This window comes from Longimicrobium sp., assembly GCF_048594345.1.
Lineage (GTDB): Bacteria > Gemmatimonadota > Gemmatimonadetes > Longimicrobiales > Longimicrobiaceae > Longimicrobium.
The window spans coordinates 25,474-48,290 of sequence record NZ_JBMDXM010000177.1; the positions used below are offsets into that span (position 1 = coordinate 25,474).

Sequence of the window (22,817 nt, forward strand, 5' to 3'; positions counted from 1 at the left end):
CGCACCTGGTCGAAGCAGGATCGAAGTTCTCCCCTCTCCGTGAGGAACGAACGGGGAGGGGCCGGGGGAGGGGCACCGCGTCGGACGAAGTGCGATGCCCGTCGAAGCACTGCGATTCGTCGGCCACACCCAACCTCCCCCGGCAGTTTCGGGGGAGGTGGGCCGGTGGTGCCGGCCCGGAGGGGGCGCCCCTGGGGGCGCCCCCCGCCGTGGGAAACGCGCTGCGACACGAAGATCACGTATCACCATCAACCGACCCATGGCGAGCATCCAGCTGAACAACGTCCGCAAGGTGTACCGCGACGGGGCCGCGTACGTGGCCGTGGACGGCGCCAGCTTTACCGTTGCCGACGGAGAGCTGATGGTGCTGGTGGGGCCGTCCGGTAGCGGAAAAAGCACGCTGCTGCGGATGATCGCCGGGCTGGAGAGCATCACCGGCGGTGACCTGCACATCGGCGAGCGGCGCGTGAACGACGTGGCGCCGCGCGACCGCGACATCGCCATGGTGTTTCAGAGCTACGCGCTGTATCCGCACATGAGCGTGCGCCAGAACCTGGGTTTTGCGCTCAAGCTGGCCAAGCGCCCCAAATCCGAGATCGAGCAGCGGGTAAAGACGGCGTCCTGCGTGTTGGGGCTGGACCCCATCCTGGACCGCAAGCCGCGCCAGCTCAGCGGCGGCCAGCGGCAGCGCGTCGCCCTGGGCCGCGCCATCGTCCGCGACCCCGCCGTCTTTCTGTTCGACGAGCCGCTGTCCAACCTGGACGCCAAGCTGCGCGTGCAGATGCGCGCCGAGATCAGCGCGCTGCACCGCCGCCTGGGCGCCACCATGGTCTACGTGACGCACGACCAGGTGGAGGCCATGACCCTGGGCGACCGCATCGTGGTGCTGCACGAAGGGAAGATCCAGCAGATCGGCGCGCCGCTGCACCTGTACGACCATCCCGCCAACCGCTTCGTCGCCGGCTTCATCGGCAGCCCGGCGATGAACTTCTTCGAGGGGACAATGGAGGGCGCGGAGTTCGTCGCCGCGGGCGGCGCGTTACGGCTGCCTGTCGGCCCGGTGTGGACGGACCGCCTGCGCGCGTACGCCGGCACGCCGGTGACCCTCGGCATCCGCCCCGAGGCGCTGTATGCGGCGCGCGGCCGTCCGGCGGACGCGCAGGTGGCGCCCGGCGCGTTCACGGTGGAGGGACTGGAGCCGCTGGGCAACGAGATCTTCGTTCACGCGCGCGCGGGCGAGCACGCCGTGACCGCGCGCGTCACGCCGCAACCTCTCCCCGCGCCTGGTGAGCCGCTGGAACTGGGCTTCGACCTGGGCCGCCTGCACTTCTTCGACCGCGAAACCGAGCAGTCGCTGGCGCCGGCGCCCGCGCCGGTGGAGTGAGCTGATGGGGATTGTGATCGCGGCTGAGGTCACGATCAGGGAAGGTCTTACGGCGTCGCGCTGCGCGCGGACCCCTCACCCCCGGCCCCACTCCCGCAAACTGCGCGGGAGAGGGGTGACGCGCGCCCAGCCTCCTTCGCGCCATCGAAGTTCTCCCCTCTCCGCGAGGTACGAGCGGGGAGGGGCCGGGGGAGGGGCACCGCGTCGGACGCAGTCCGATGCAAGTCGCCGAGTGCCGATCCGTCGGCAACACCAACCTCCCCCGGCAGTTTCGGGGGAGGTGGGCCGGTGGTGCCGGCCCGGAGGGGGCCGGCACCGATGCCGTTCGAAGCGCTTCGATCCGTCGGCAACACCAACCTCCCCCAGGTTTTTTTGGGGGAGGTGCGAGCCTAAGCGAGCGGAGGGGGCGGGTTGGGAGCGCCAGCGAGGACCCGGATCAACAGCGACTTTGAAGATCGATGACTACGGTAGATCCATGACCCACACCCAGTTCCCGGACGGCTTCCTGTGGGGCGCCGCGACCTCCGCCTACCAGGTGGAGGGCTCGCCGCTGGCCGACGGCGCGGGTGTGAGCAACTGGCACCGCTTCAGCCATACTCCACGCATGACGCACAACGGCGACACCGGCGACGTGGCGTGCGACCACTACCGCCGCTGGGCGGACGATGTCGCGCTGATGGCGGACCTGGGGCTCAGGGCGTACCGCTTCAGCATCTCGTGGAGCCGCATCTTTCCCGAGGGGACGGGGCGCATCAACCGCGCGGGGCTGGATTTTTATGAGCGGCTGGTGGACGGGCTGCTGGCGCGCGGCATCCAGCCCAACGCCACGTTGTACCACTGGGACCTGCCCGCCGCGCTGGACGACCGCGGCGGCTGGCTGAACCCCGACATCCCGCACTGGTTCGCGGATTACGCCTCTACCGTCTTTGGCGTGCTGGACGACCGCGTGCCCATGTGGAGCACGCTGAACGAGCCGTGGGTGGTGATGCACGCCGGCTATCTGGTGGGCGAGCACGCGCCCGGCCACCGCAGCACCTGGGAGGCGCCGCGCGTGTCGCACAACCTGTTGCGCGCGCACGCCGCGGCCGTCCGTGCGTACCGGGCGGAGGGCCGCAATCGCATCGGGCTGGTGGTGAACCTGGAGCCCAAGTACGCCGCGACGGACCGCGCCGAAGACGTGGCCGCCCGGGCGCGCGCGGAGGCGTACATGAACCGCCAGTACCTGGATCCCGTGTTCCTGGGCCGCTATCCCGACGAATTGCGCGACATCTTTGGCGAGGCGTGGCCGGAGCACGCGGACGCGGAGGCGGATGCGCTCCGGGAGCCGATCGACTGGCTGGGGATCAACTACTACACGCGCAGTGTGACCCGCGACGATCCGTCGGACCTGCCCCTCCGCGAGGGCCGCGTGCGGCAGGACCGCCACGCGCACACGGAAATGGGGTGGGAGGTGTATCCCCCCGCGCTGACGGACGTGCTGGTGTGGGTGAAAGAGCGCTACGGCGACGTGCCGCTGTACGTCACCGAGAACGGCGCCGCGTTCTACGATCCGCCGACTGCGGAGGGCGGGGAAGTGGATGATCCGCTTCGCGTGGCCTACTTTCGCGACCACCTGCGCGCCGCGCACGAGGCGATTCGCCGTGGCGTGGACCTGCGCGGCTACTTTGCCTGGTCGCTGCTGGACAACTTCGAGTGGAGCGCCGGCTTCGCCAAGCGCTTCGGCATCATCCACGTCGACCTTCAGACGCAGCAGCGCACGCCCAAGCGCAGCGCCCGCTTCTACGCCGAGGTCATCCGCAGCAACGGTGCGGCGCTGGGTGGGATCGACGATGGCTGACGCGTGTCGAACGGTGCTGTTGAAGCCTCTGTTGCGAGATCAGTCATCCTGAGGGAGCGCGCCACGTGCAAATAGAAGTATCACAATGACATGCGCGCGACTGAAGGACCTTCTTTCCGCCATCGTGGTGCAGGTCGTTCGCCGCAAATCCAGCCCATCGGCACAAGTGGAAAGCTCCTTCGGTCGGCGCCAAGATCCTGTGTATGGGCAAGCTGCGACGCGGCGCCTCCCTCGGGATGACTGATCGCGGGAGTGGCTGAGCGGGACCTCACCGATCAACGTTCTCCATTTCTGCATCGGCCCCGTGCACCGCTTGGCGCATGGGGCTATCTTTCGCGAGCCCACGGCGGGCTCGATCGATTCCCACTCCAGGCTCACGCGATGCGCCGGCGTTTTCAGCAGGTGGACGTGTTTTCGCCCGTCCCGTTCTCCGGAAACCCGCTGGCCGTGGTGCTTGACGCCGACGGCCTGTCGACGGAGGAGATGCGGCAGTTCTCGCGCTGGACAAACCTGTCGGAGACCACGTTCCTCCTGCCGCCCACCTTGTCCGAGGCGGACTACCGCGTGCGCATCTTCAGCCTGGCGCAGGAGCTACCGTTTGCGGGGCACCCCACGCTGGGCTCCTGCCACGCCTGGCTTGCGGCCGGCGGTGTTCCGCGCGACGCCGGGCGCATCGTGCAGGAGTGCGGGGCGGGGCTCATCCCCATCCGCCGCGGAGAGTACGGCCTGGCATTCGCCGCGCCGCCGCTGCTGCGCACCGGGCCCGTGGACCCGGCGTTCGTGGAGCAGCTGGCGGCGGTGCTGGGGATCGGCCGGGGGGAGATCGTGGACGCGACGTGGGCGGACAACGGCCCGGGGTGGGTGGCGGTGCTGCTGAAGGATGCCGACGCCGTGCTGGCGCTCGAGCCTGACTTCAGCCGCTATTCAGGCGATGAGGTGCTCAACATCGGCATCGTGGGGCCGTATCCGCCGGGCTCGGAGTGCGCGTGGGAGGTGCGGGCCGTGTTCAGCGACGAGCAGGGGACGATGCGGGAGGATCCCGTCACGGGCAGCCTGAACGCGTCGCTCGCGCAGTGGCTTCTGGCCACCGGCCGCGCCACGGCGCCCTACGTCGCCAGCCAGGGCACGCGGCTGGGCCGCCGCGGCCGCCCGCGCATCGAGCAGGACGCGGACGGCACCGTCTGGGTGGGCGGCCCCGCCATCACCTGCATCCAGGGTGAGGTCGAGTTGTAGGATCCGCCGCCGTGGGGGAATCCATCGTGCCCATCTACCGTTACGATGCCGGGCGGCGTTCGTTTCAGCGCCGGATTGAAGACGTACAGAGTTACGGAGTCCGAAATGTGTGCAAACCCGCGCAAGCTCCTGCTCGCCGCGACCGCCGGCCTGCTTACGTACCTGGCCTGGCCGCGCTACGCCGCCACGCAAACGGAGCCGCCGCGATCCGCGCTGAACGACCTGACCGGCACTTACCGCTACCACGGCGGCTCCACGCTCGCCCTGGTGGCGGGCGATTCCGCGCTGTATGCGGTGATCAGCGAGGCGAAGTATCCGCTGCGGCCGATCGGCGCGGACCGGGTGATCAACGGGCCCGGCGACACCATCCCGTTCCGCCGCGACGGGGCTGGCAACGTGACGGGGTTCTCGGAGCGCGGCACCTTCTTCGAGCGGCTGAGCCCCAACGTCGATCCGGCCGATGCGCAGCTGGTCCGGGCGCGTCCGCTGGGAGCCGCGCCGTACGCGTACCGGCCGCCACCTGCCCTGGGTGACGGGATCGCCGTTGGCGGGCTGGCGACGGCGGGGCTGGATTCGTCGGTGGCGCACGCGATCGTACGCGGGGTGGTGGATGGGACGTACGCGGATCTGCACGGCGTGCTAGTGTATCGGCACGGCAGGCTGGTGCTGGAGGAGTACTTCCACGGCTACGACCGCGACCGCCGGCACCAGCTGCGCTCCGCGACCAAGAGCTTCGTGTCGGCGCTGGTGGGCATCGCGATCGGCAACGGCGCGCTGGCGGGGGTGGACGAGCCCGTGCTGGCGCGCCTGCCGTACGACGGCTTCGCCAATCCGCATCCCCAGAAGCAGGCGCTCACGCTGCACGACCTGCTGACGCACCGCACCGGCCTGGCGTGCGACGACTGGAATCCGCAGTCGCCCGGCAACGAGTCGCGGCTCATGGAGACGGAGGACTGGATCAAGTCCTTTCTGGACCTGCCCGTGGTGGCGGAGCGCGGGATGGTCGCGCGCTACTGCTCGGCCGGCACCTGGACGGCGGGGCGGATGGTGGAGCGGGCCACCGGTCAGCCGCTGCCGGCCTACGCGCAGCGCGCGCTTTTCGATCCGCTGGGGATTCGCCCCACGGACGTGCGGTGGAACGTCACCACGTCCGCGGAGAACGCGGGGACGTTCGCGCAGCTGAACCTGCGGCCGCGCGACCTGCTCAAGTTCGGCATCCTGTTTCAGCAGGAAGGCCGCTGGGACGGCCGGCAGGTAATTCCGGCGGAGTGGGTGCGGCGTTCCACGGCGGTGCATTCGCAGGTGGGCGACCAGGGGTACGGCTACCTGTGGTGGCACCAGTGGTTCAGCGTTCCCACCGCGGCCGGCGACCGGCGCGTGGACATGGTGGTGGCCACCGGCAACGGCGGGCAGAAGATCTATCTGGTGCCGTCGCTGGACCTGATCGCCGTGTTTACCGGCGGCGCCTACAACGTCGACAGCTCGCCCCCCAACGCCGTCATGCGCACGGTGCTGCTCCCCGCGCTCCTGGCCGCCGGGCAGCGTTAGATTGCACCGCCGGAGGTGATGCCGGACCTCTCGCCCTTCTCGCGAGACCCGTCATCCTGAGGGAGCGCCGCGCGTGACCGTGACGCGCGCCGCCGTCTGCGCGCGACCGAAGGACCTTCTTTCCGCCATCGTGGGGCACGCTCGCCCGCAGAGATCCAGCCCCTCGGCTCTGCTGGCAAGGTCCTTCGGTCGGCGCCAAATTTCGTCGTGCAAAACAGGATTGGTGCGGCGCCTCCCTCAGGATGACTGGTTTCGGTCTTGGGCTTGGTGAGACCCTCGCGCGGACAACGTACGGGTGCGGCACCCTGCTTCTCATCATCCGCCATCGCGCTCTGGATTCAGACGCGGCCCGTCCAGGCCGCTCACACACATCTGGTTCGAAAGATCCATGGAAATTCGCTATGCGACGGAAGGCGACGCGCCGTTCCTGGCCGATATCAACCGGCAGCTGATCGAGGACGAGTGGGGCGGGGGAGGGATGTCGCTGGAGCGCCTGGAAGCCCGCATGCGCCGCTGGATCGCCGACGAGGAGTACCGCGCCGTCCTCTTTCAGGAGGAAAATGCCACCGTTGCCTACGCGCTGGTGAGCCTGGATGAGGACTCCGCGTTCATCCGCCACTTCTTCGTGCTCAAGGACCATCGCGGCCGCGGCGTGGGGCGGCGGGCCATCGACACCCTGTTCGACCGGGTGATCCCCGCCGGCTTTCGCACCACGCTGGACGTGCTGGCCAGCAACCAGGGCGGCCACCGGTTCTGGGGCTCGGTAGGATTTTCCGACTACGCCATCCGCATGGAGCGCCTTCCACGGGAGGGAGGCGGCGACGCGAACGGCGGTGTGGCTTCGGCGTCGGACGGCGGCCCCGCCGCCTGAGTCTGAAGAAGGTGTCGCTGAATCGCTCACGCGAACGGTCATCCTGAGGGAGGCGCCGCGCTGCAACCCGTTGTCACGATGTGCTTTGGCGCCGACCGAAGGACCTTGCTGGCCGAACCGTGGGGCTGGATCCTTGCCCGGACGCTTGCCTCTCGCCGGCGGAGAGAAGGTCCTTCGGTCGCGCGCAAGCGGACGCGGTTGGTTCAGGTTGTCAGTGGCGCTCTCTCCGGATGACTGGATTTGGTATCAGTCGGAGAGCGTTCGGGCTATCCTCCGGGATCACGAAACCCTTGCGCGGCGTTGCGGGAACGCTGACGGTCAGGGGGATCGCGTTCGAGCCGGGCGTGGTTGCGGAGGTGCTTCTGCGCGGCGACGACTACGGCAACTTCATCGACGAAATCCGCCTGGAACGGCTCTGCCCCTCCAACTGACGGAGCATCCATGTCCATTCCCACGCCCCCGCGGGTCGACTGCGAAAAGCTCCACCCCGTCCTCGCCGTCCCCGACGTCCTTGCCGCCGCCGAGTTCTACACGACCCGGCTGGGCTTCACCCTCGGCTTTAGCTGGGGCGAGCCGGCGGCGATGGCGGGCGTGAACCTGGGTGACGTACAGGTTTTTCTGCAGCAGGGAGCACCCAACCCGCGGGGTGTATCGGTGTCGTTCCTGGTCGGCGACGCGGACGAACTCTACGCGTTCCACCGCGCGTCCGGTGTCGAGATTGTGGATGCCATCCAGGACCAGCCGTACGGCATCCGCGACTACTCGGTGCGCGACCTGAACGGCTACGTGCTCGGCTTTGGCCACCACATCTACACCGTCGGCGAGCCGATCCCAATCGAGCGCGTGGACGTCCCCGTGCGCCTGGAAAAGCGCCTCGCCGCACTGCTCCACGACCTCGCCGCCCACAAGCGCATGAGCGTCGACAGCCTGCTCGAGGAAATCCTCCTGCACACCAACGAGCCTCTCGGCGACGGCGTCGCCAGCCCCCACACGAAGAACCAGCTTCGCCACATCCAGGAGCTGAAGGCGAAGCACGGCATCGACTACGACAGCCACGCCAGCTACCGTTGGGTGGAGCGGTAATGCGCGGACAGCAGGAAGATTTCTGACCGTGGCCGTTCCGTCCCTGTGATATGAGATGGGGGCTACGATGTCCGTGTTTGTCGCGATCACAAAAGGCGAAGATCGACTCCATGCGCAGGGAGCGGGCGAACCTCGACTTCCCGCGTGCCGTAAAGACGCACTTCGGGCATGATCGTAAAAACCACACGCGAGATGAGTGCGGAGGAGCGGGCGACGCTCCACGCGGCGTTGCAGCCGCCGACGTTTCAGCCGCGGCCCTTCGTCACGGGCGAAGGGTGGCTGATGGTTGCCGCCTTTGTGCTCGTGCCGGTGGTGCTCTGGTTCACGGGTGAGCGGTCGGTCGGCGGGTACCTTGGCGTGCTGGTGCTGGGGGCCGTGCTCGCCGGCTACCATGTCGTTTCCACCGCCCGCGCCAACGCCCGTCAGCGGCGAAACCACGCCATCTGGACGACGCAGCAGGCCAGCGTGCTCGCACGGTTGCTGGATGACGGCCGCGTTGTGGCTACCCGAGTCCGTGCCGCGGCCGCGGTTCAGATCGAACCGTGGGACGATGAAGGAACCGGCTACCTGTTCGACCTTGGGGATGGCCGGGTGCTGGTGATGAAGGGCGACGACTATTTTGCGGACGAGGACGAGGAAGAGGCGCGCTGGCCAAACACGGATTTCGAAGTCGTTCGGGCGGTGGCGGACCGCCGGATTGTCGACATGCGCCTGCATGGATCGGCACTCTACCCTGCGCGCGTCCTGGAATACGGGGATTACGACTGGAGGCGGTGGGTGAACCTGCCCGCCGGCGTGCTGGACATTAGCCTGGACGAGGCTGTGCGGAGCATTCTCCCTGACCATCCTGCTTCCGAAGGGGCCTGAAGGCAGACGGCCCGGTCCGCGTGCGCGAACCGGGCTTGCCGTCTCTGTGTTTGATCCCTCAGCGTGTGTTTACGAAACTGGTCTTTCGGATATCCAGGTGTTGATTTCCTGAGGGAACGCGCCTCCTCAACTTGAATCCACTCAACCGCTTACGCGCGACCGAAGGATCTCGTCTCGGCAATCGCGGGGCTGGCTTGGCGGCAGAGATCCAGCCCCCGGGTGCTGCCGGCGTGATCCTTCGGTCGGCGCCCAAGTACCTCGATCAGCAGGTCTGGAGCGGCGCCTTCCTCAGGAAATCAAATCCGGCGATGTGATTCGTAAACACACTCTCAGGCTCAGGCGCGGAGCCGCGTTTGGCCGAGTGAATCCATCCCCATCCGCCACTTGTTGTTCCCACGGCGGATTCACTAAATTCTCCGCCTCTCGCGATGGCTCGCGGGAGGCGGTTTGTCATCGGCACAGCACATCATCCGAACTTGCGACAGGAGGTTTAGCGTGGCTGAGCAGGCGCAGCAGTTCGCCTTTCAGGCCGAGGTGCAGCGGCTCCTCGACCTGGTGATCCACTCGCTGTACACCGACAAGGAAATCTTCCTTCGCGAGCTGGTCTCCAACGCGTCCGACGCCATCGACCGGCTTCGCTTCGAGGCGCTCACCAACCCCGAGCTGCTTCCCGATGGGCACGAGCCCAGAATCCGCCTGGTTCCCGACAAGGAAGCGCGCACCCTGACCATCGACGACGATGGCATCGGGATGACGCGCGACGAGGTGGTGCGGAACATTGGCACCATCGCCCGGTCGGGGACGCGCGAGGCGCTGGAGCAGCTCAAGGACAAGGCCGGCGAGGGCGCGGCGCAGCTCATCGGCCAATTTGGCGTGGGCTTCTACTCGTCGTTCATGGTGGCGGACCGGGTAGAGCTGGTCACCCGCAAGGCGGGCACGGACGAGGCGGTGCGCTGGGAATCATCCGGCGGCGGTTCGTTCAGCGTGACCGAGGCGGAGCGCGACCGGCCGGGCACCACCATCACGCTGCACCTTAAGCCCGTCGACAGCGAGAACGGCATCGAGGACTACACCGACCGCTGGGTGCTTTCGCGCATCGTACGGCAGCACGCGGACTTCATCACCTATCCCATCATCCTCCCCGCCGAAAAGCCGGAAGAGGTGCCGGAGGGCGAGACCCCGCAGCCGGAAAAGCCGCTCAACTCCATGAAACCCATCTGGGCGCGGCCGCCGGCGGAGGTCACAAAGGACGAGTACGCGGACTTCTACAAGCAGATTTCGCACGACTGGAGCGAGCCGCTGGAGACCATCCACACCCGCGGCGAGGGGCTGGTGGAGTACCAGGCGGTGCTCTTTATCCCGTCACGCGGCGCGGCGGACCTGTACTATTCGGGCTTCAAGCCCAACCTGCGCCTGTACGTAAAGCGCATGCTGGTGCGCGAGAACAGCGAAGAGCTGCTGCCGCGGTGGATGCGCTGGGTGCGGGGCGCGGTGGACAGCCCCGACCTGCCGCTGAACGTGTCGCGCGAGATGCTGCAGAGCGACCGCCACGTCCGGCAGATCCGCCGCGTGCTCACTAAGAAGGTGCTGGACGCCCTCAAGAAGATGCAGGAGAGCGACCGGCAGAAGTACGAAACCTTCTGGCGCGAGCTGGGCCGTGCCGTCAAGGAGGGCGTCGACAGCGACTTCGAGAACCGCGACGCGCTGCTGGGGCTGCTGCTCTTCACCTCGTCGCGCGAGGCGGAGGCGCTGGGCACGCTCAAGGAGTACGTGGAGCGGATGCCGGAGGGGCAGAACGACATCTGGTACCTTACCGGCTCGTCGCGCGAGCAGATTGAGAACTCGCCCGCGCTGGAGGCGTTCCGCGACCGCGGCTGGGAGGTGCTGTACCTCACCGAGCCTGTGGACGAGCTCGTGGTGCAGTCGGTGACGGAGTTCGAGGGCAAGCGCCTGCGCTCCGCCGGCAAGGGCGCGGTGGAGCTTGAGGAGGGGGAGAAGAAGGAATCGGCCGACGAGAAGAAGAAGGAGTTCGAGCCGTTCCTGGGCGCGCTGCAAAAGCGCCTGGAGACGTGGGTCAAGGAAGTGCGCCTCTCCGGCCGGCTCACGAAGTCGCCCGCGGTGCTGGTGGTGAGCGAGCACGACTACTCCCCGCAGCTGGAGCGCATTCTGTCGCAGGGCCGCGGCGATGGCGTTCGCCAGCGGCGCATCCTGGAGCTGAACGCCAGCCACACGCTGGTGCAGAATCTCCGCCGCCGCTTCGACGCCAACCCCAACGACACGGTGGTGGGCGATTACGCGGAGCTGCTGCTGGGCTGGTCGCTGCTGGCCGAAGGCGCCGGGCCGCACGACCCCGTCCGCTTTACCCAGCTCGTCGCCGGCCTGATGGAGACGGGCCTGGATGCCGCGCCCGTCGCCGAGGCCGCGCCGGCGGAGCCGGCGGCTGAGCCCGAGGCCGACGCACCGGGAGCGGTGGATGCCGATGCGCATCCCGCCACCTCGTCCGAGGAGCCGGACACCCCGACGTCCGATTCCGCCGCGGAAGAATCCGCCGTGAGCGCGGGCTGATCCACGCTCGTCGCCGGTTCCACGAAGCCCTCTCTCGACGTCGTCGAGGGAGGGCTTCGCCCATTGCCCTTCCGTCCGATGCCGATCAAGAGCGTTGACGTCCCAGGAAGTCGGAGCGTCTTGAACGAAAGAGCTGGAGCGCCGACCGAAAGAATCTTTGTCGGGTCATAATACGGAATCCGGAAAAACAACATCGGAGGTACAGAGGGACCAAAAACAGCCAGAGGAACAGAGGCGATCCTTCCGTCCTCTGTTCCTCTGGCTGTTGTCTGTTCCTCTGTACCCTGGCCTCTGTTTCCCGTAGTGCGACTTGAGGTGAGGTGTTTTTCCGGATCTGGTAAAACGATAACATGATCATGATCATATCTGATCCGCAAATACCTCCGTATTCCCCCAACTGCAGGTTCTCACGCAGAGGGAGCAGAGGAAGCAGAGTTTCTGGATGCAGTTCTCTGCTTCCTCCGCTTCCTCTGCGTGCCCAATGTTTTTGCGGATCCGGCATAAGAATAAGCATAAGGCGGCCTGACGCAGGGAGGCGCTGTTTGTGCCCTTGCGTTCGGCGGCCGGCGCCGTCACTGTCAATTTCCCTTTCGTCCTCCAACCACGGGAGACTGGCCATGAAGAAGATTCGCCTGGACCTGAACGAGCTGAAGGTGGAGTCGGTGGAAATCGAGAGCGCGCGGGAGCCGGATCGCGGGACGGTGCACGCCGAGGAAATGTCCTGCATCTGCGGCACCTCCAAGATCGGCGGCTGCTGGTGCACCGAGTGCTGCTGAGCTGAAGGCAAACCCGTCCGGGGTGTAGCTCGCTGAACGGGGCCCGCTGAAGCGCGACTGCTGATCGGACGCGGAGCTTCGTGGTGCCGGCAGCATTGACAAGGCTCGCCATGAGAGGGAAACTGCATGCGTATTCCGTTGCAGTCCCCACCTCCCGTCGCGATCCTCACGCTGGCAGCTCCACATGCGATTCACGCCCCGGCGCATCATGGGCTCGATGCTGCTCCTGGCCACAGGGCTCGGCATCGGCCTTGGCGCGCGCGCGCACGCCGGCCCGTCTCGTGAGCTGACCCGGCTGGTGCAGCGCGGCGGGACAGGCTTCGACGCGCGGCTGTCGCTTCTCTCCGAACCTCCTTCCACCACACGCGGCGTACCACCCCGGGCGGTGGCGGTGCTGGTGCGGCGCCTTCGCGCGCGCGCCGAGGCAGGTGACGCGCGTGCCATTCACCTGCGCGCCGTCGCCGACCTGGTGTGGGGGCCGCGCGGGAGCGTGCCGGCGGTGGACCGGGTGATCGAGGCGCTGCACACGGTGGGGCGGCTGCAGGGGCCTTCGGCGGCCGTCTGGTCCGACCTTGCCGCGGCGCACATGGTCCGGGCGGAGCGCGCGCACACGCCCCGTGACCTGGTGCTGGCCATCCAGTTCGCGGACCAGGCCGCAACGCTGGATCCAGGCAACGGCGCCGCCGCCTACAACCGTGCGCTGGCGCTGGACCGCTTGCACCTTCGTGCCCAGGCCGCGGCTGCATGGCGCGCGGTGATCGCCCTGGACCCCGCCGCGCGCGCAGCGGGCGAGGCGCGGGTGCGCCTGGAGGCGCTGAACGGCCGCGCGAGCGTGCGCCCGGACGCGGACGCGCCCGCAAGCGTGCTTGCCGCCTTCGCACGCGACAATCCGCAGCGGGCGCGCCTGTGGGCCACGGACACCGTGCTTCCCGCGTGGGGAACCGCGGTCACCCGCGGCGATGCGCCCGCCGCCACCGCGGCCCTGCGGACCCTGGAAGGGCTGGCGAGCGGCTTTGCGGCACCGGGGAGGGACGGAACGGTGACGGCGGCGCTGAACGATGTCCGCCGCCTGGAAAGAGATCCTGCCGGGCGCTTCCGTCTGGCGCGTGCATGGGCACGCTACGGCCGCGCGGCCCGGGTGCTCGCGGAGCGCCGCGGCGCGCCCGCGGCCGCCGCCTTCGACTCCGTTCGCGCGGACGCCGGCGCCTCCCCGGCCCTGCGGAACTGGGCGGAGTACGGGTACGGCGTGGCGCTCTTTTATTCCGAAGACTCCACGGGTGCCGTACGCGAGTTTCGCCGGCTCGCGGGGACCGTGGATGCCTCGCGCTTTCCCGCGCTCGCCGGCCGGACGCAATGGTCGCTGGGCACACTGGCGTCGCGAAGGGGAGATCTTCACGCCGCGCCGACGTTCTTCCGCGAAGCCATCCTGCTCTTTCGGCGGGCGGGAGAGCAGGAGAACCTGGGCGCGATGCAGGCGATGCACGCCGAGTCGCTGTTCTCGCTGGGCGAGGAGGCCGCCGCGTACGCGGCGGCACTGGAGGCGCTGGCCACGCTGCGGCCGTTCGCCCGGTCCACGCCGCGCCACAACCTGCTTTTCGCGCTGGGCCACTACACCCGCGCCGAGGGGCTGGACCAGGGGGCGCTGCGGTTCCAGGCCGAGGACGTGGCGGCGATCGAAGGGCTGGCCGCCGGGATACGCGCCGAGGGGATGCTGTCCCTCTCCCGGTCGCTGGCGGCCGCGGGGCGGTTCGCCCAGGCCGCGGACGCCCTTCGCGCCGGGGCCGCGCTGATCGACTCGGTTCCCGATGCCCGGCAGCAGGGGTGGCTGCGCGCCGACGCGCGGATCTCCCGGGCGGCGCTGGACGTTCGAGGTGCCCCGCACCGGGCGGTGGCGGCCATGGACTCGGTGATCGCCGATGCGCGCGGGCTGGGTTCGGTAGAGCGCCTGCTGATCGCGCTCACGCAACGGGCGGATGCGCGGGTCGCGGCGGGCGACGCGGTGGGCGCGGCGGCGGACCTGGACTCCGCCGCGGCCACCGTGGCGCGCCTCAGCACTGGCATCACCAGCGCGTCGCTGCGCGCCTCCATGCTGGACGCGCGTCGCCGGATCTTCGACCGGCTGTCGCTGCTGTACGCCGGCAGGGGGCTGCCGCGCCAGGCGCTGGCCGCGCTGGAGCAGAGCCGCGCGCCCGCATCCGGCTCGCGCGCGGGTGCCGGGTCCCTGCGTTCCCCGGCGGGCGAGGCGGCGGTCGAATACGCGCTCATTGGGGATACGCTGCTGGCCTTCGCGGTTGTCGACACGGCCGTGCGGCTGGAGCGCGCCACGGTGGACGGGGCGGCGGTGCGGCGCATGGCGGAGGCCGCGCGTACCCGGCTGGAGCTGCGCCTGGCGGACGATTCTACCGCGGTGCTCCTGGCCGGGCTGTACGACGTGCTCGTGCGCCCGGTGCAGCGGCACGTCGGCGGACACGAGCGGCTGACCCTGGTGGTGGACGGAGAGCTGGGCGGCGTGCCCTTTGCCGCTCTGCGGGACCGCGTGCGCGGGCGCTACCTGGTGCAGGACCACGTGCTGCGGCTGGCGCCGGGGCTGGGTGCACACGCCTCCGCCCCGGCGCGGGGCCGGCCAGGCGGACGTGCCGTGTTCGTCGCGGACCCGGCGTTTCCGTCCGGGGAGCATCCCGCCCTCCCGCGGCTGCCGAACCTGGTCCCGGAAACGCGCGCGCTGGCGGAGGCGTATCCGGGGTCCGTGCTGCTGGCCGGTCGGTCGGCGACGCCGGAAACACTCGGAAGCGCCCTCGGGTCCGCGGCGCTCTTCCACTTCGCGGGGCACGCCGTCTTTGACGATGCCCGCCCGTCGCGCTCGTTCCTGGTGCTGGCGGAACAGGAAGGGGCGCCGTCGCGGCTGACCGCCGAGCAGATCGAGACGATGGACCTGCGCCGCCTTGAGCTGGTGGTACTTGCCGCGTGCGAGACGCAGCGTGCCGGGTCTGGCCGCTCCGGCGGGTTCGCGGGGCTTTCCGGGGCCATGCTGCGCGCCGGCGCACGCGGGGTGGTGGGAAGCCTGTGGCGGGTGGAGGACCGCGCCACCAGCGCGCTGGTCGGCGAGTTCTACCACGCCTACGGCGCGGGCGCGGACGCCGCGTCGGCGCTGCGCCAGGCGCAGCTGCGGCTGCTGGCCTCGCCGGACCCCGCGCTCCGCTCGCCCGCGGCGTGGTCCGGCTTCCGCTACGCGGGCGGCTGAACCCCGTTCAAGGGATAACCGGATGGAATTGCACATCAAGTTCACCGGGTTGTGCCTGTTCGTGCACCCGGCCGGCTCCGCCCGCACGCACGTGCTCATGCCGCACGTGCACGACCACGGCGGGGGAATCGAGCCTCACTTCGTGTGGTGCACGTTTCCGGGGGGCAATCGCGTGCGCATCGAGGGGTACGCCATCGAGTTCAGCGCGGCCACCAACGCGACGCAGGGCGCGCCGGACGCTACGGTGGTGAACGTGGGGACCCTCGCCCACAAGGGTGTCGATGCCCCGCAGCTGGGCCTTACCCCGCGGGGGAGCGTGGCCGCGCGGGTGACCCTTCCACCCGCGAGCGACGTGGACTACGGGGACACGGCCACGTGGGACGTGGAGGTCGAGCAGTCCACGGTGGACACTAGGCCCTTTACGCACCAGCTGGTCTGGAAGATCAGGAACATCACGAGCGACGTAGCCTGGACCGTGCGGCCGCTGCAGTACCAGGGTCCGCACGCCCCCGTGCCGGCTCCCGCGCCCCCCGCCGGGACGATCCCGCATGGATCGGGAACCGTTCACGTCGAGGTCAGCTGTCTTCCCGAACCGGTGCCCACGACGCCCATTCCCATCGGCCAGGAGGCGACGCATTTCCAGGCGTACCTGACCCTGCTCAAGCCGCCGTTCAAACGCGTCAAGCTCAAGATGAAGAAGCACCCGCTTCACGCGGGTACGCCCACGTTCGATCCCCACGCGCAGCCGGCGGACGACGACGAGATGGCGGCCCTGGCCTACAACTGCATGCTGGGCCAGTCGCCGCCAGCGTGAACGGCGGCTCCGGATGTCCCCGGTGGAGCCCCGGTGCCTTCGCGGCGCCGGGGCTCGGCGTCTTGCGGCCCCGGGGAAACCCTCCCGTCCCGTCCATCTCCTAGGGGGCGATCCACACCATGCCCCCAACGAGAAAGACGAGGAGACGAATGGCGTTCACGCTGCGAGTGACCTTTGTGGGTCTGTGCCTGTTCGCCGCCGACGAGGCGCGCAGGCGGATGCACGTGCTCATGCCGCGCGCCGTCGGCCAGCCGCACGGCCCCGGCCACCACGATGGCGACCATCCCGAAGGGGAGAGCGGGGCGAATCACGCGCACTGCGTGGATCCGCACATCCCGGTGCTGGAGTTCGACACGGCGCACCTGCGGGCCGGGCAGCAGGAGCCAGACGAGTTGGTGGCGCGGCGCACCCTGCGCGGCACCATGTTCACCCTGGGCGGCGGCGCGGAGCCGGACCTGCGCATCTGCCCGCAGATCGTCGGCGTTCGCGACGTGGCCGGGTCGGGCGTGCTGCCGGAGTTCCTGGAGGACGTGCCGGGCAACCGGGTGGCGTCGCGGGTCACGCTGGAAAGCGGAAGGATGTCGGCCGTGGCGAAAGGGGAGTGCTGGGAGTGGGCGGACGGGCAGTGCCGGCGGATGGCCCACGAAGCCGAGTGGGAGCTGCCGATGGAGGGCGACAGCCTGTCCATCGAGCTCAGGGGCGTCACCGGCGGTGTGGCGGAGGGCAAGCCCATCGTCACGCTGTACCCCATCGAGAGCGGCTCGGGCAGGCGGGTGCTGAACCTGATGGTCCGCCACCTTCCGCTGGTGGAGCTGGGGCCGGACGACTCGGGCGTACCCGTTCCCCAGCGGCCGGCGCACGGAACGGAGGCCACGCACTTCTCCGTGTACTACGAGCTGTTCGGTACCGAGCCCAGGGTGCTGCCCAAATACTGCGGCACGGACTGCGCGGACCTGGAAGGCGACTGTCCGCTCATCGAAGGCAGGGGCGGGCTCGCCTACAACTGCATGCTGGGCGGCGGATAAGCGGCGCCGGAGCTGATCATCACGCGGACCATGATCTCACAGAATATGACGATGCCCAAGGGTCTTTCCATCCACATCGCCGCGCCCGTCCCCGGCAAGGATTGCGAAGCGAGGAGCACGCTCAGTGGGCCGATCCACGACGCCAAGGCCATGGCCCGGATCGCGATCGACGCCGGTTTTGAAGTACGGGGCATGCTGACGGAGAAGGTTTCCGGCCAGATGGTGGTGGATGCGCTGCACGCCGTGGCTGGTGAGCTGGAGGCCGGTGACGTCCTGCTCCTCACCTACTCCGGCCACGGCGTCCGGCGGTTTGACGAAACGGGGAAGGAGGAGGACGACAGCCATGACGAGGCGTGGTGCCTGGACGACGGGCTGTACCATGACGACCAGTTGCACCAGGCGCTGGCGGAGGTGCCTGACGGGGTACGAGTGGTGCTGATCTCCGACAGCTGCCACTCCGGGACCATGGCGATGGTGCCGATGAACCTGAGCGCCGCAAAGTCCCGGCACAGGCGCCGCAAACATTCCGCCGCCGTGCTGGCGATGGCCAGGGAAGCAGGCTTTGAGGACCTGGTGCTCGCGAATCGGCTGCCCCCGCAGGTGGTGTTGCGGGCAAGCGTGCTGATGATCGCCGCGTGCCGGGACAGGGAAGAAGCCCAGGACCGCGAAAACAACGGCCTGTTTACCGCCACGCTCGTGGAGAAGTGGGCCGGCGGGGAGTTCGATGGCGGCTACACGGAGTTCGTGCGGCAGGTTGCCGCCGCCGTCTCCGTGGCGAACACGAGGCAGCACCCGGGGATGCTGTTCTTCGGCCCGGCCTTTCCGGGCTTCGCGGAGCAGCGCCCGTTCGCCATCGGGGTCGAGGAGCCGGTGCCTGCAACCTGACGTCGTGACGCTCGTCTCGCCGGCTGACCGCCACGGAAAGCCCTTCACCCGGATGCGGGTGAAGGGCTTTCGTGCGCAGCTCGACGCCGGCGCGGGTCACGTCAGCTGGTGGATCCCTCGTTGCGCCAGAGGCGCGCGACCACCTGGTCGCCGGCGTACAGCAGCAGCTGCTCGGCGGTGGCGGAGAAGCGGGTGGTGGATTCAAGCGCGCGCAGGTAGGCCGTTTCCTGGCGATTGCCGGCCTCGTCCACGCAGGCGCGGCGGGTAGAGGCCAGCGGGCCCATCCGCAGCGCCTCGCCGCTTTGCGTGTATTGCCCGTTGAACTGGTTGCAGCCGCCGTTGCCGCTGACGCGCGGCTGGTCCGCCGCAAACAGGAGCGTCGGTGCGCCGTCGCCGGGAAGCGCGACCGCCGGCTGGCCGTTCAGCTGATCCAGCCGCCAGGTGGTGCCCGCCAGCTGCTCCGCCGTGCCGCCCGGCCCGGCGGCCGGCGCCGCACAGGCGGCCAGGGCAAACGCCGCGCCCAGCGACAGCAGGCGTCCGTATCGAGCCAGTGATCTCATCATCCCGTCCGTCTCCTCTCCGTTCCTCGGCCGGCATCGCGCCGGCGGCGTGCTTTACCTGCGGCGCAGCTCGTCGGGCTTGTGCGCCGCTTCCTTGCCGCTCTTGTCGCTCTTGACCAGGTACTGCGGATCGTCCGGCGTGGCCGCCGCCTTGTGACCCTTGATGTGGGTTTCCGAAGTCAGCTTCTTTTCCACCACACCGTGCGTCTCGCCCTGCGACGTGTCCCACGCAACCTTGTCGCCCTTCTTGAACTGCTTTCCCATCTGCCCCTTGCCTTGTAGAGGTGCATTCTCCGGACCGGCGGGGCGTGTTCAACCTTTGTGCCGGGTTGGGAGCCCCCGTCCAATCCCCGCCGGGTCGGTGCACGCGCCGCCGCGCGTTCGTCGGAATCCCTTATACCGAATCCGGAAAAACAACATCGGAAGGTACAGAGGGACCGAGAACAGCCAGAGGAACAGAGGTGATCCGCATTCCTCCTCTGTTCCTCTGGTTGTTCTCCGTTCCTCTGTACCCTGACCTCTGTTTCCTGTAGTCCGACTTGAGGTGAGGTGTTTTGCCGGATTGGGTAGTAGGGAATTACCGGAGTGTAGTTGCGGATCAGTATCAGACGCACCAAGGGCCCCGCGGCGGGAGCGTCGCGGGGCCCTTCGTCACGCTGGCGGAGCGGCGTCAGCGCAGGCGCGTGGTGCGGCCCTGCGGGTCGGCGCGGTAGATGGGGCCGGTGCGCGTGTCATCCATCAGCCGCAGCCCCGCCTGCGGAGCGGGATCGCCGGAGTTCAGCGTGAGGGTGAGAAAGAAGTCGTCGGAGAAGCCGGGGTTCACCGTGTAGCCCAGGTCGATCAGCGACCGTACGGTCACCTGGCTGAGCGGGTTGCTCCCCGGGTTCAGGTACCCCGTCATCAGCTCGCTGCCCAGCACCGACTCGCGCCAGTGCGCGTTGCGCGTTCCCTCGGGGCCCGTGTTCTCCACCGGCACCTTTCGTCCGCCCGTGTAGCTGCCGCCGCCCACGTTGTCGAACCCGGCGATGCCGTTGGCGCCGTTGAAGTACGTGTCCAGCGTCGTAAAGCTTCCCGACGCGTCGGACACCAGCCCGAAGTAGCTCCAGACCGTGCCGATGCCGATCACGTGCCCCATCTCGTGCAGGATCACGCCGCCGTAGCTGCCCGCTTCGATCATGGCGACGTCGGCGGAGTCGATCTCCATCTCGCCCAGCAGGGGCAGGTTGCCGATGCCGCGCACCACGCACGGCCCGGCGCGGCCCACGATTCCGCCCGGACCGTCGATGTTCTTGACGCTGGCGTAGATGAGCAGGTCGTCGATGGTCAGGTTGATGGCGGGCATCCCGGCGCTGCAGTAGCCGGGCGCCTGGTTCACCGGCACGTTGGTCAGCTCGCTGGTGATGAGCCCCTGCCATCGCGACGCCGCGTACCCGAACAGCGTGCGCAGGCTGCTGCTCATGGGTGTGGCAAAGCAGACGGTGATGTAGTATCCCGTCCCCGTCCCCGTGCACCCAGACGCGCTGAAGGTCACCGGGTTCCCCACGATCCCGGAGCCCGAGACGGTGGCCACCACCGTGTTGACGTCGGCCGTGGCCCCCAGCAGCCAGTTGCCCACGGTGGCCACGCCGTCCGCGTTGGTGTTGACCACCGCGGACGTCACGGTGCCGCCACCGCGGGTGACGCTGAACGTTACGGCGCGCCCCGAGACCGGGTTGCCGCCGGGGTCGCGCACGCGCACGCTGGGGCGGCTGGCCGTGGGCACGCTGGTGCCGGCGATGGCGGTGAACCAGGTGGGGGTGCCCGCGTTGGCGGCCACCGTCGTGACGCCCACCTCCAGCTGGTGCTCCGCCCGGATGCGGCGCCCCGCCGCCCGCAGCACCGAGGCGCCGTAGGTGCCGTAGGTCACCTGAACGGCCGCCTGCCCGTCCACCAGCGCCGTACGCGCGCCCAGAAGGGCGCTTGGGCCCGAAACCCACTCCAGCCGCACCGAGTCGGCCACCGTGCGCAGGTTGCCGTAGCGGTCCTGCGCCACCAGCGTGAGCGTGTGCCCCACGCCCGGAAGCGGCGCCTGGGGCGTTCCCCCGCGAAAGTACGCCCCGCAGGCGCTGGCGGTTTCGCCCTGCCGCAGCAGGTTCAGCCGCGTGTAGGCCGCCGGGCTGGTGATGTACGCCGTGGGCGCCGCGGCCGTCCCCGCCGTCCGCACGCCGCAGATCTGCCGCTGGCCGGGGTAGTCCACCACCTCGGGCGCCGTCGCGGCGCTGCCGGCCAGGACCGTTACCGCCGTGGCCCCCAGCGCCGCCGCGCGCTCGCGGATGCGGCGCACCGCGCTGGTGTCCTGCCCGTCCTCGATGCTCTCCGTGAGCCGCGTTTCACGATCCTCCACCGCCAGCACCTGAAAGCTGACGGTGAACGGGTCCTGGTTTCCGCTCGCCGTAAGCGGGTAGCGAAAGGCAAAGGTCACCAGCCCGCCAAAGTCGTCCGGCGTGGGCGCGTTGGGAAGCGTGCGGCTGGCGCCGCCGGCCGCGCCGCGCGTCACGAAGCCGTACGGCATCAGCCCCGTCACCCCGGCCGGCAGCGGCACGGCGGCGACCTCGCTCTCCTGGAACACCTGCAGCACGTCCACCTCGGTCGTGCGCATGGTCACGCCGCCGCCCAGCGTTACGGCGCCGGTGGGGACCATCTGGCTGGCCAGCGTCCGCGCCGCGGCGGTGCCGTTGAACAGGGTGAGCTGCGAGAACGGCGTTCCGGCGATGGTGGTGGCGGTGATGGAGGGGATGAAGGTAAGGTTGCTCACCGCCGCACCGGTGGAGTTGCGCACGCGGTAGGTGGCGTTGATGTACCGCTGCCCACCCTGCCCGCGGTCACCCTCGGTGAACGAGCTGGACGAGACGAACTCCAGCGCCAGCCCCGTGTTGCGCGGGGTGAGCGCGTACGACGGCGTGCCCGCCAGCCGCGCCGGCGCCATGCTTCCGCGCATCTCGCTCGTCCCCAGCCCCGTCACGGTCAACTCGTACACGCCCAGCACCCTGGGAGGCGCGGGGGGTGCCGGCTCGGGCGGCGGCGTGACGGTGGGAGCGTCGGCGCAGGCGGCCAGGGCAACGAGCAGGGGGAGGATGCGAACGAAGCGCGGGCAGGACATCGGCACGATCCGGATTGTGTGTCGAACGGCGGCGGCTCCGCGCGCGGTGCGGCGGCGGAGGGTCGCTTCTCGAGGTGAGCAGAGGGGCACGGGCGGTACGGCTGACGGAATCACGGCGGATGCAGCGGGTGGTCAGGCGGCGGTGAAAGATCGCGGATTTCACCTTGCTTTCAAGGTCCCGCGCCCGTTGCGCCATCACGCCCGGCGCGGGCTGGTGCAGGGCGCGGCCCGCGGTGTGCCCCATAAGGCGCCATGATCGAGTGGAAGCCGCGGAAAGGATGGATCGCGATGAGGGAAAACGTAGGCGGTGCGGATCGCGCGCTGCGGGCGGTGGCGGGGCCGGCGCTGCTGGCGCTGGGATACAGCCGGTGGGGCGGCGGCAGCGGAAAGCTGGCCGGGCTGCTGGCGATGCTGGGCGGCGCGCTGATCACGGAAACGGCGATTACGCGCGTATGCCCGCTCAACGAGGCGATGGGGGTCGATACGGCGCGGCGGGTCCGGCTCTAGCAATCCGGACGGGAAAGGGCGGGCCTGCCGCCGCGCCCGCCTCTTGATGTCGAGAGCTCAGCCATCCTGAGGGAGCGCACCACGTGTAAACAGAACCCACACAACATCCTGCGCGCGACCGAAGGACCTTCTCTCCGCCAGCGTGAGGCGTGCTCTTCGGCAGAAATTCAGCCCCACGGTGCTGCCGGCAAGGTCCTTCGGTCGCCGCCACGGATCCTGCCGGTTGAAGGATCTGCACGGCGGCTCCCTCAAGATGACTGGTCGTGAGATTGCGGTGGGGCAACACCCTCGTGCGCCGTCAGCGCGTGTTGAGCGCTCGCTCTGAGAGGCTCGTCGGCCTCCGTCGCCCAGACCGGTCATCCTGAGGGAGCGCACCACGTGTAAATAGAATCCACACAACAATCTGCGCGCGACCGAAGGACCTTCTCTCCGCCAGCGTGAGGCGTGCTCTTCGGCAGAAATTCAGCCCCACGGTGCTGCCG

18 protein-coding genes are annotated in these 22,817 nt (G+C 69.1%); 15 read left to right on the plus strand and 3 right to left on the minus strand.

From position 1 onward, the window contains the following. The first annotated feature begins 259 nt into the window (after positions 1-259). The 14 genes from ACOJUJ_RS19530 to ACOJUJ_RS19595 all read left to right on the plus strand — a co-directional run bounded on the left by ACOJUJ_RS19530 (position 260) and on the right by ACOJUJ_RS19595 (position 18,129). Positions 260-1,384, plus strand: a complete 1,125-nt coding sequence (locus ACOJUJ_RS19530; protein WP_420128578.1) for an ABC transporter ATP-binding protein — start codon at positions 260-262, stop codon at positions 1,382-1,384. A gap of 475 nt (positions 1,385-1,859) precedes the next feature. Continuing rightward, positions 1,860-3,221, plus strand: a complete 1,362-nt coding sequence (locus ACOJUJ_RS19535; RefSeq protein ID WP_420128579.1) for a GH1 family beta-glucosidase — start codon at positions 1,860-1,862, stop codon at positions 3,219-3,221. 381 nt (positions 3,222-3,602) lie between these two features. After that, entirely contained in the window at positions 3,603-4,454 is an 852-nt protein-coding gene (locus ACOJUJ_RS19540; protein WP_420128580.1) for a PhzF family phenazine biosynthesis protein, read from the plus strand. A 105-nt stretch (positions 4,455-4,559) separates the two neighbouring features. Further along, a complete protein-coding gene (locus ACOJUJ_RS19545; protein WP_420128581.1) occupies positions 4,560-6,002 on the plus strand; it encodes a serine hydrolase domain-containing protein in 1,443 nt (480 codons plus the stop codon). A gap of 388 nt (positions 6,003-6,390) precedes the next feature. Continuing rightward, complete coding sequence (locus ACOJUJ_RS19550) at positions 6,391-6,873, plus strand: GNAT family N-acetyltransferase (protein WP_420128582.1); 483 nt, start codon at positions 6,391-6,393, stop codon at positions 6,871-6,873. A 290-nt stretch (positions 6,874-7,163) separates the two neighbouring features. Next, positions 7,164-7,304, plus strand: a complete 141-nt coding sequence (locus ACOJUJ_RS19555; protein WP_420128583.1) for a hypothetical protein — start codon at positions 7,164-7,166, stop codon at positions 7,302-7,304. Between the two features lie 10 nt (positions 7,305-7,314). Continuing rightward, complete coding sequence (locus ACOJUJ_RS19560; protein ID WP_420128584.1) at positions 7,315-7,956, plus strand: VOC family protein; 642 nt, start codon at positions 7,315-7,317, stop codon at positions 7,954-7,956. A 168-nt stretch (positions 7,957-8,124) separates the two neighbouring features. Continuing rightward, positions 8,125-8,823, plus strand: coding sequence for a hypothetical protein (locus ACOJUJ_RS19565; RefSeq protein WP_420128585.1), 699 nt, complete (start codon positions 8,125-8,127; stop codon positions 8,821-8,823). Positions 8,824-9,318: 495 nt separating this feature from the next. Further along, entirely contained in the window at positions 9,319-11,388 is a 2,070-nt protein-coding gene (gene htpG / locus ACOJUJ_RS19570) for a molecular chaperone HtpG (RefSeq protein WP_420128586.1), read from the plus strand. 617 nt (positions 11,389-12,005) lie between these two features. After that, the gene (locus tag ACOJUJ_RS19575; protein ID WP_420128587.1) at positions 12,006-12,164 is read left to right on the plus strand and encodes a hypothetical protein; all 159 of its coding nucleotides are present in this window, start codon (positions 12,006-12,008) and stop codon (positions 12,162-12,164) included. A gap of 184 nt (positions 12,165-12,348) precedes the next feature. After that, complete coding sequence (locus ACOJUJ_RS19580; protein ID WP_420128588.1) at positions 12,349-15,405, plus strand: CHAT domain-containing protein; 3,057 nt, start codon at positions 12,349-12,351, stop codon at positions 15,403-15,405. A gap of 22 nt (positions 15,406-15,427) precedes the next feature. Next, a complete protein-coding gene (locus ACOJUJ_RS19585) occupies positions 15,428-16,219 on the plus strand; it encodes a hypothetical protein (RefSeq protein ID WP_420128589.1) in 792 nt (263 codons plus the stop codon). Positions 16,220-16,368: 149 nt separating this feature from the next. Then, the gene (locus ACOJUJ_RS19590; RefSeq protein ID WP_420128590.1) at positions 16,369-17,244 is read left to right on the plus strand and encodes a hypothetical protein; all 876 of its coding nucleotides are present in this window, start codon (positions 16,369-16,371) and stop codon (positions 17,242-17,244) included. A 51-nt stretch (positions 17,245-17,295) separates the two neighbouring features. After that, positions 17,296-18,129: a caspase family protein gene (locus ACOJUJ_RS19595; RefSeq protein WP_420128591.1), complete on the plus strand. Its 834-nt coding sequence runs from the start codon at positions 17,296-17,298 to the stop codon at positions 18,127-18,129. A gap of 101 nt (positions 18,130-18,230) precedes the next feature. Here ACOJUJ_RS19595 and ACOJUJ_RS19600 read toward each other — a convergent pair whose 3' ends face one another. The 3 genes from ACOJUJ_RS19600 to ACOJUJ_RS19610 all read right to left on the minus strand — a co-directional run bounded on the left by ACOJUJ_RS19600 (position 18,231) and on the right by ACOJUJ_RS19610 (position 21,828). Beyond that, positions 18,231-18,692, minus strand: coding sequence for an META domain-containing protein (locus ACOJUJ_RS19600; RefSeq protein ID WP_420128592.1), 462 nt, complete (start codon positions 18,690-18,692; stop codon positions 18,231-18,233). 51 nt (positions 18,693-18,743) lie between these two features. After that, entirely contained in the window at positions 18,744-18,953 is a 210-nt protein-coding gene (locus tag ACOJUJ_RS19605) for a DUF2945 domain-containing protein (protein ID WP_420128593.1), read from the minus strand. 406 nt (positions 18,954-19,359) lie between these two features. Continuing rightward, on the minus strand, positions 19,360-21,828 hold the full coding sequence (locus ACOJUJ_RS19610) for a hypothetical protein (protein ID WP_420128594.1): 2,469 nt from the start codon (positions 21,826-21,828) through the stop codon (positions 19,360-19,362). 288 nt (positions 21,829-22,116) lie between these two features. On the opposite strand from ACOJUJ_RS19610, the gene ACOJUJ_RS19615 reads away from it, so the two are divergent. Then, positions 22,117-22,335 carry a YgaP family membrane protein gene (locus tag ACOJUJ_RS19615; RefSeq protein ID WP_420128595.1) on the plus strand — a complete coding sequence of 73 codons (219 nt, stop codon included), beginning with the start codon at positions 22,117-22,119 and terminating at the stop codon, positions 22,333-22,335. The last annotated feature ends 482 nt before the right edge of the window (positions 22,336-22,817 follow it).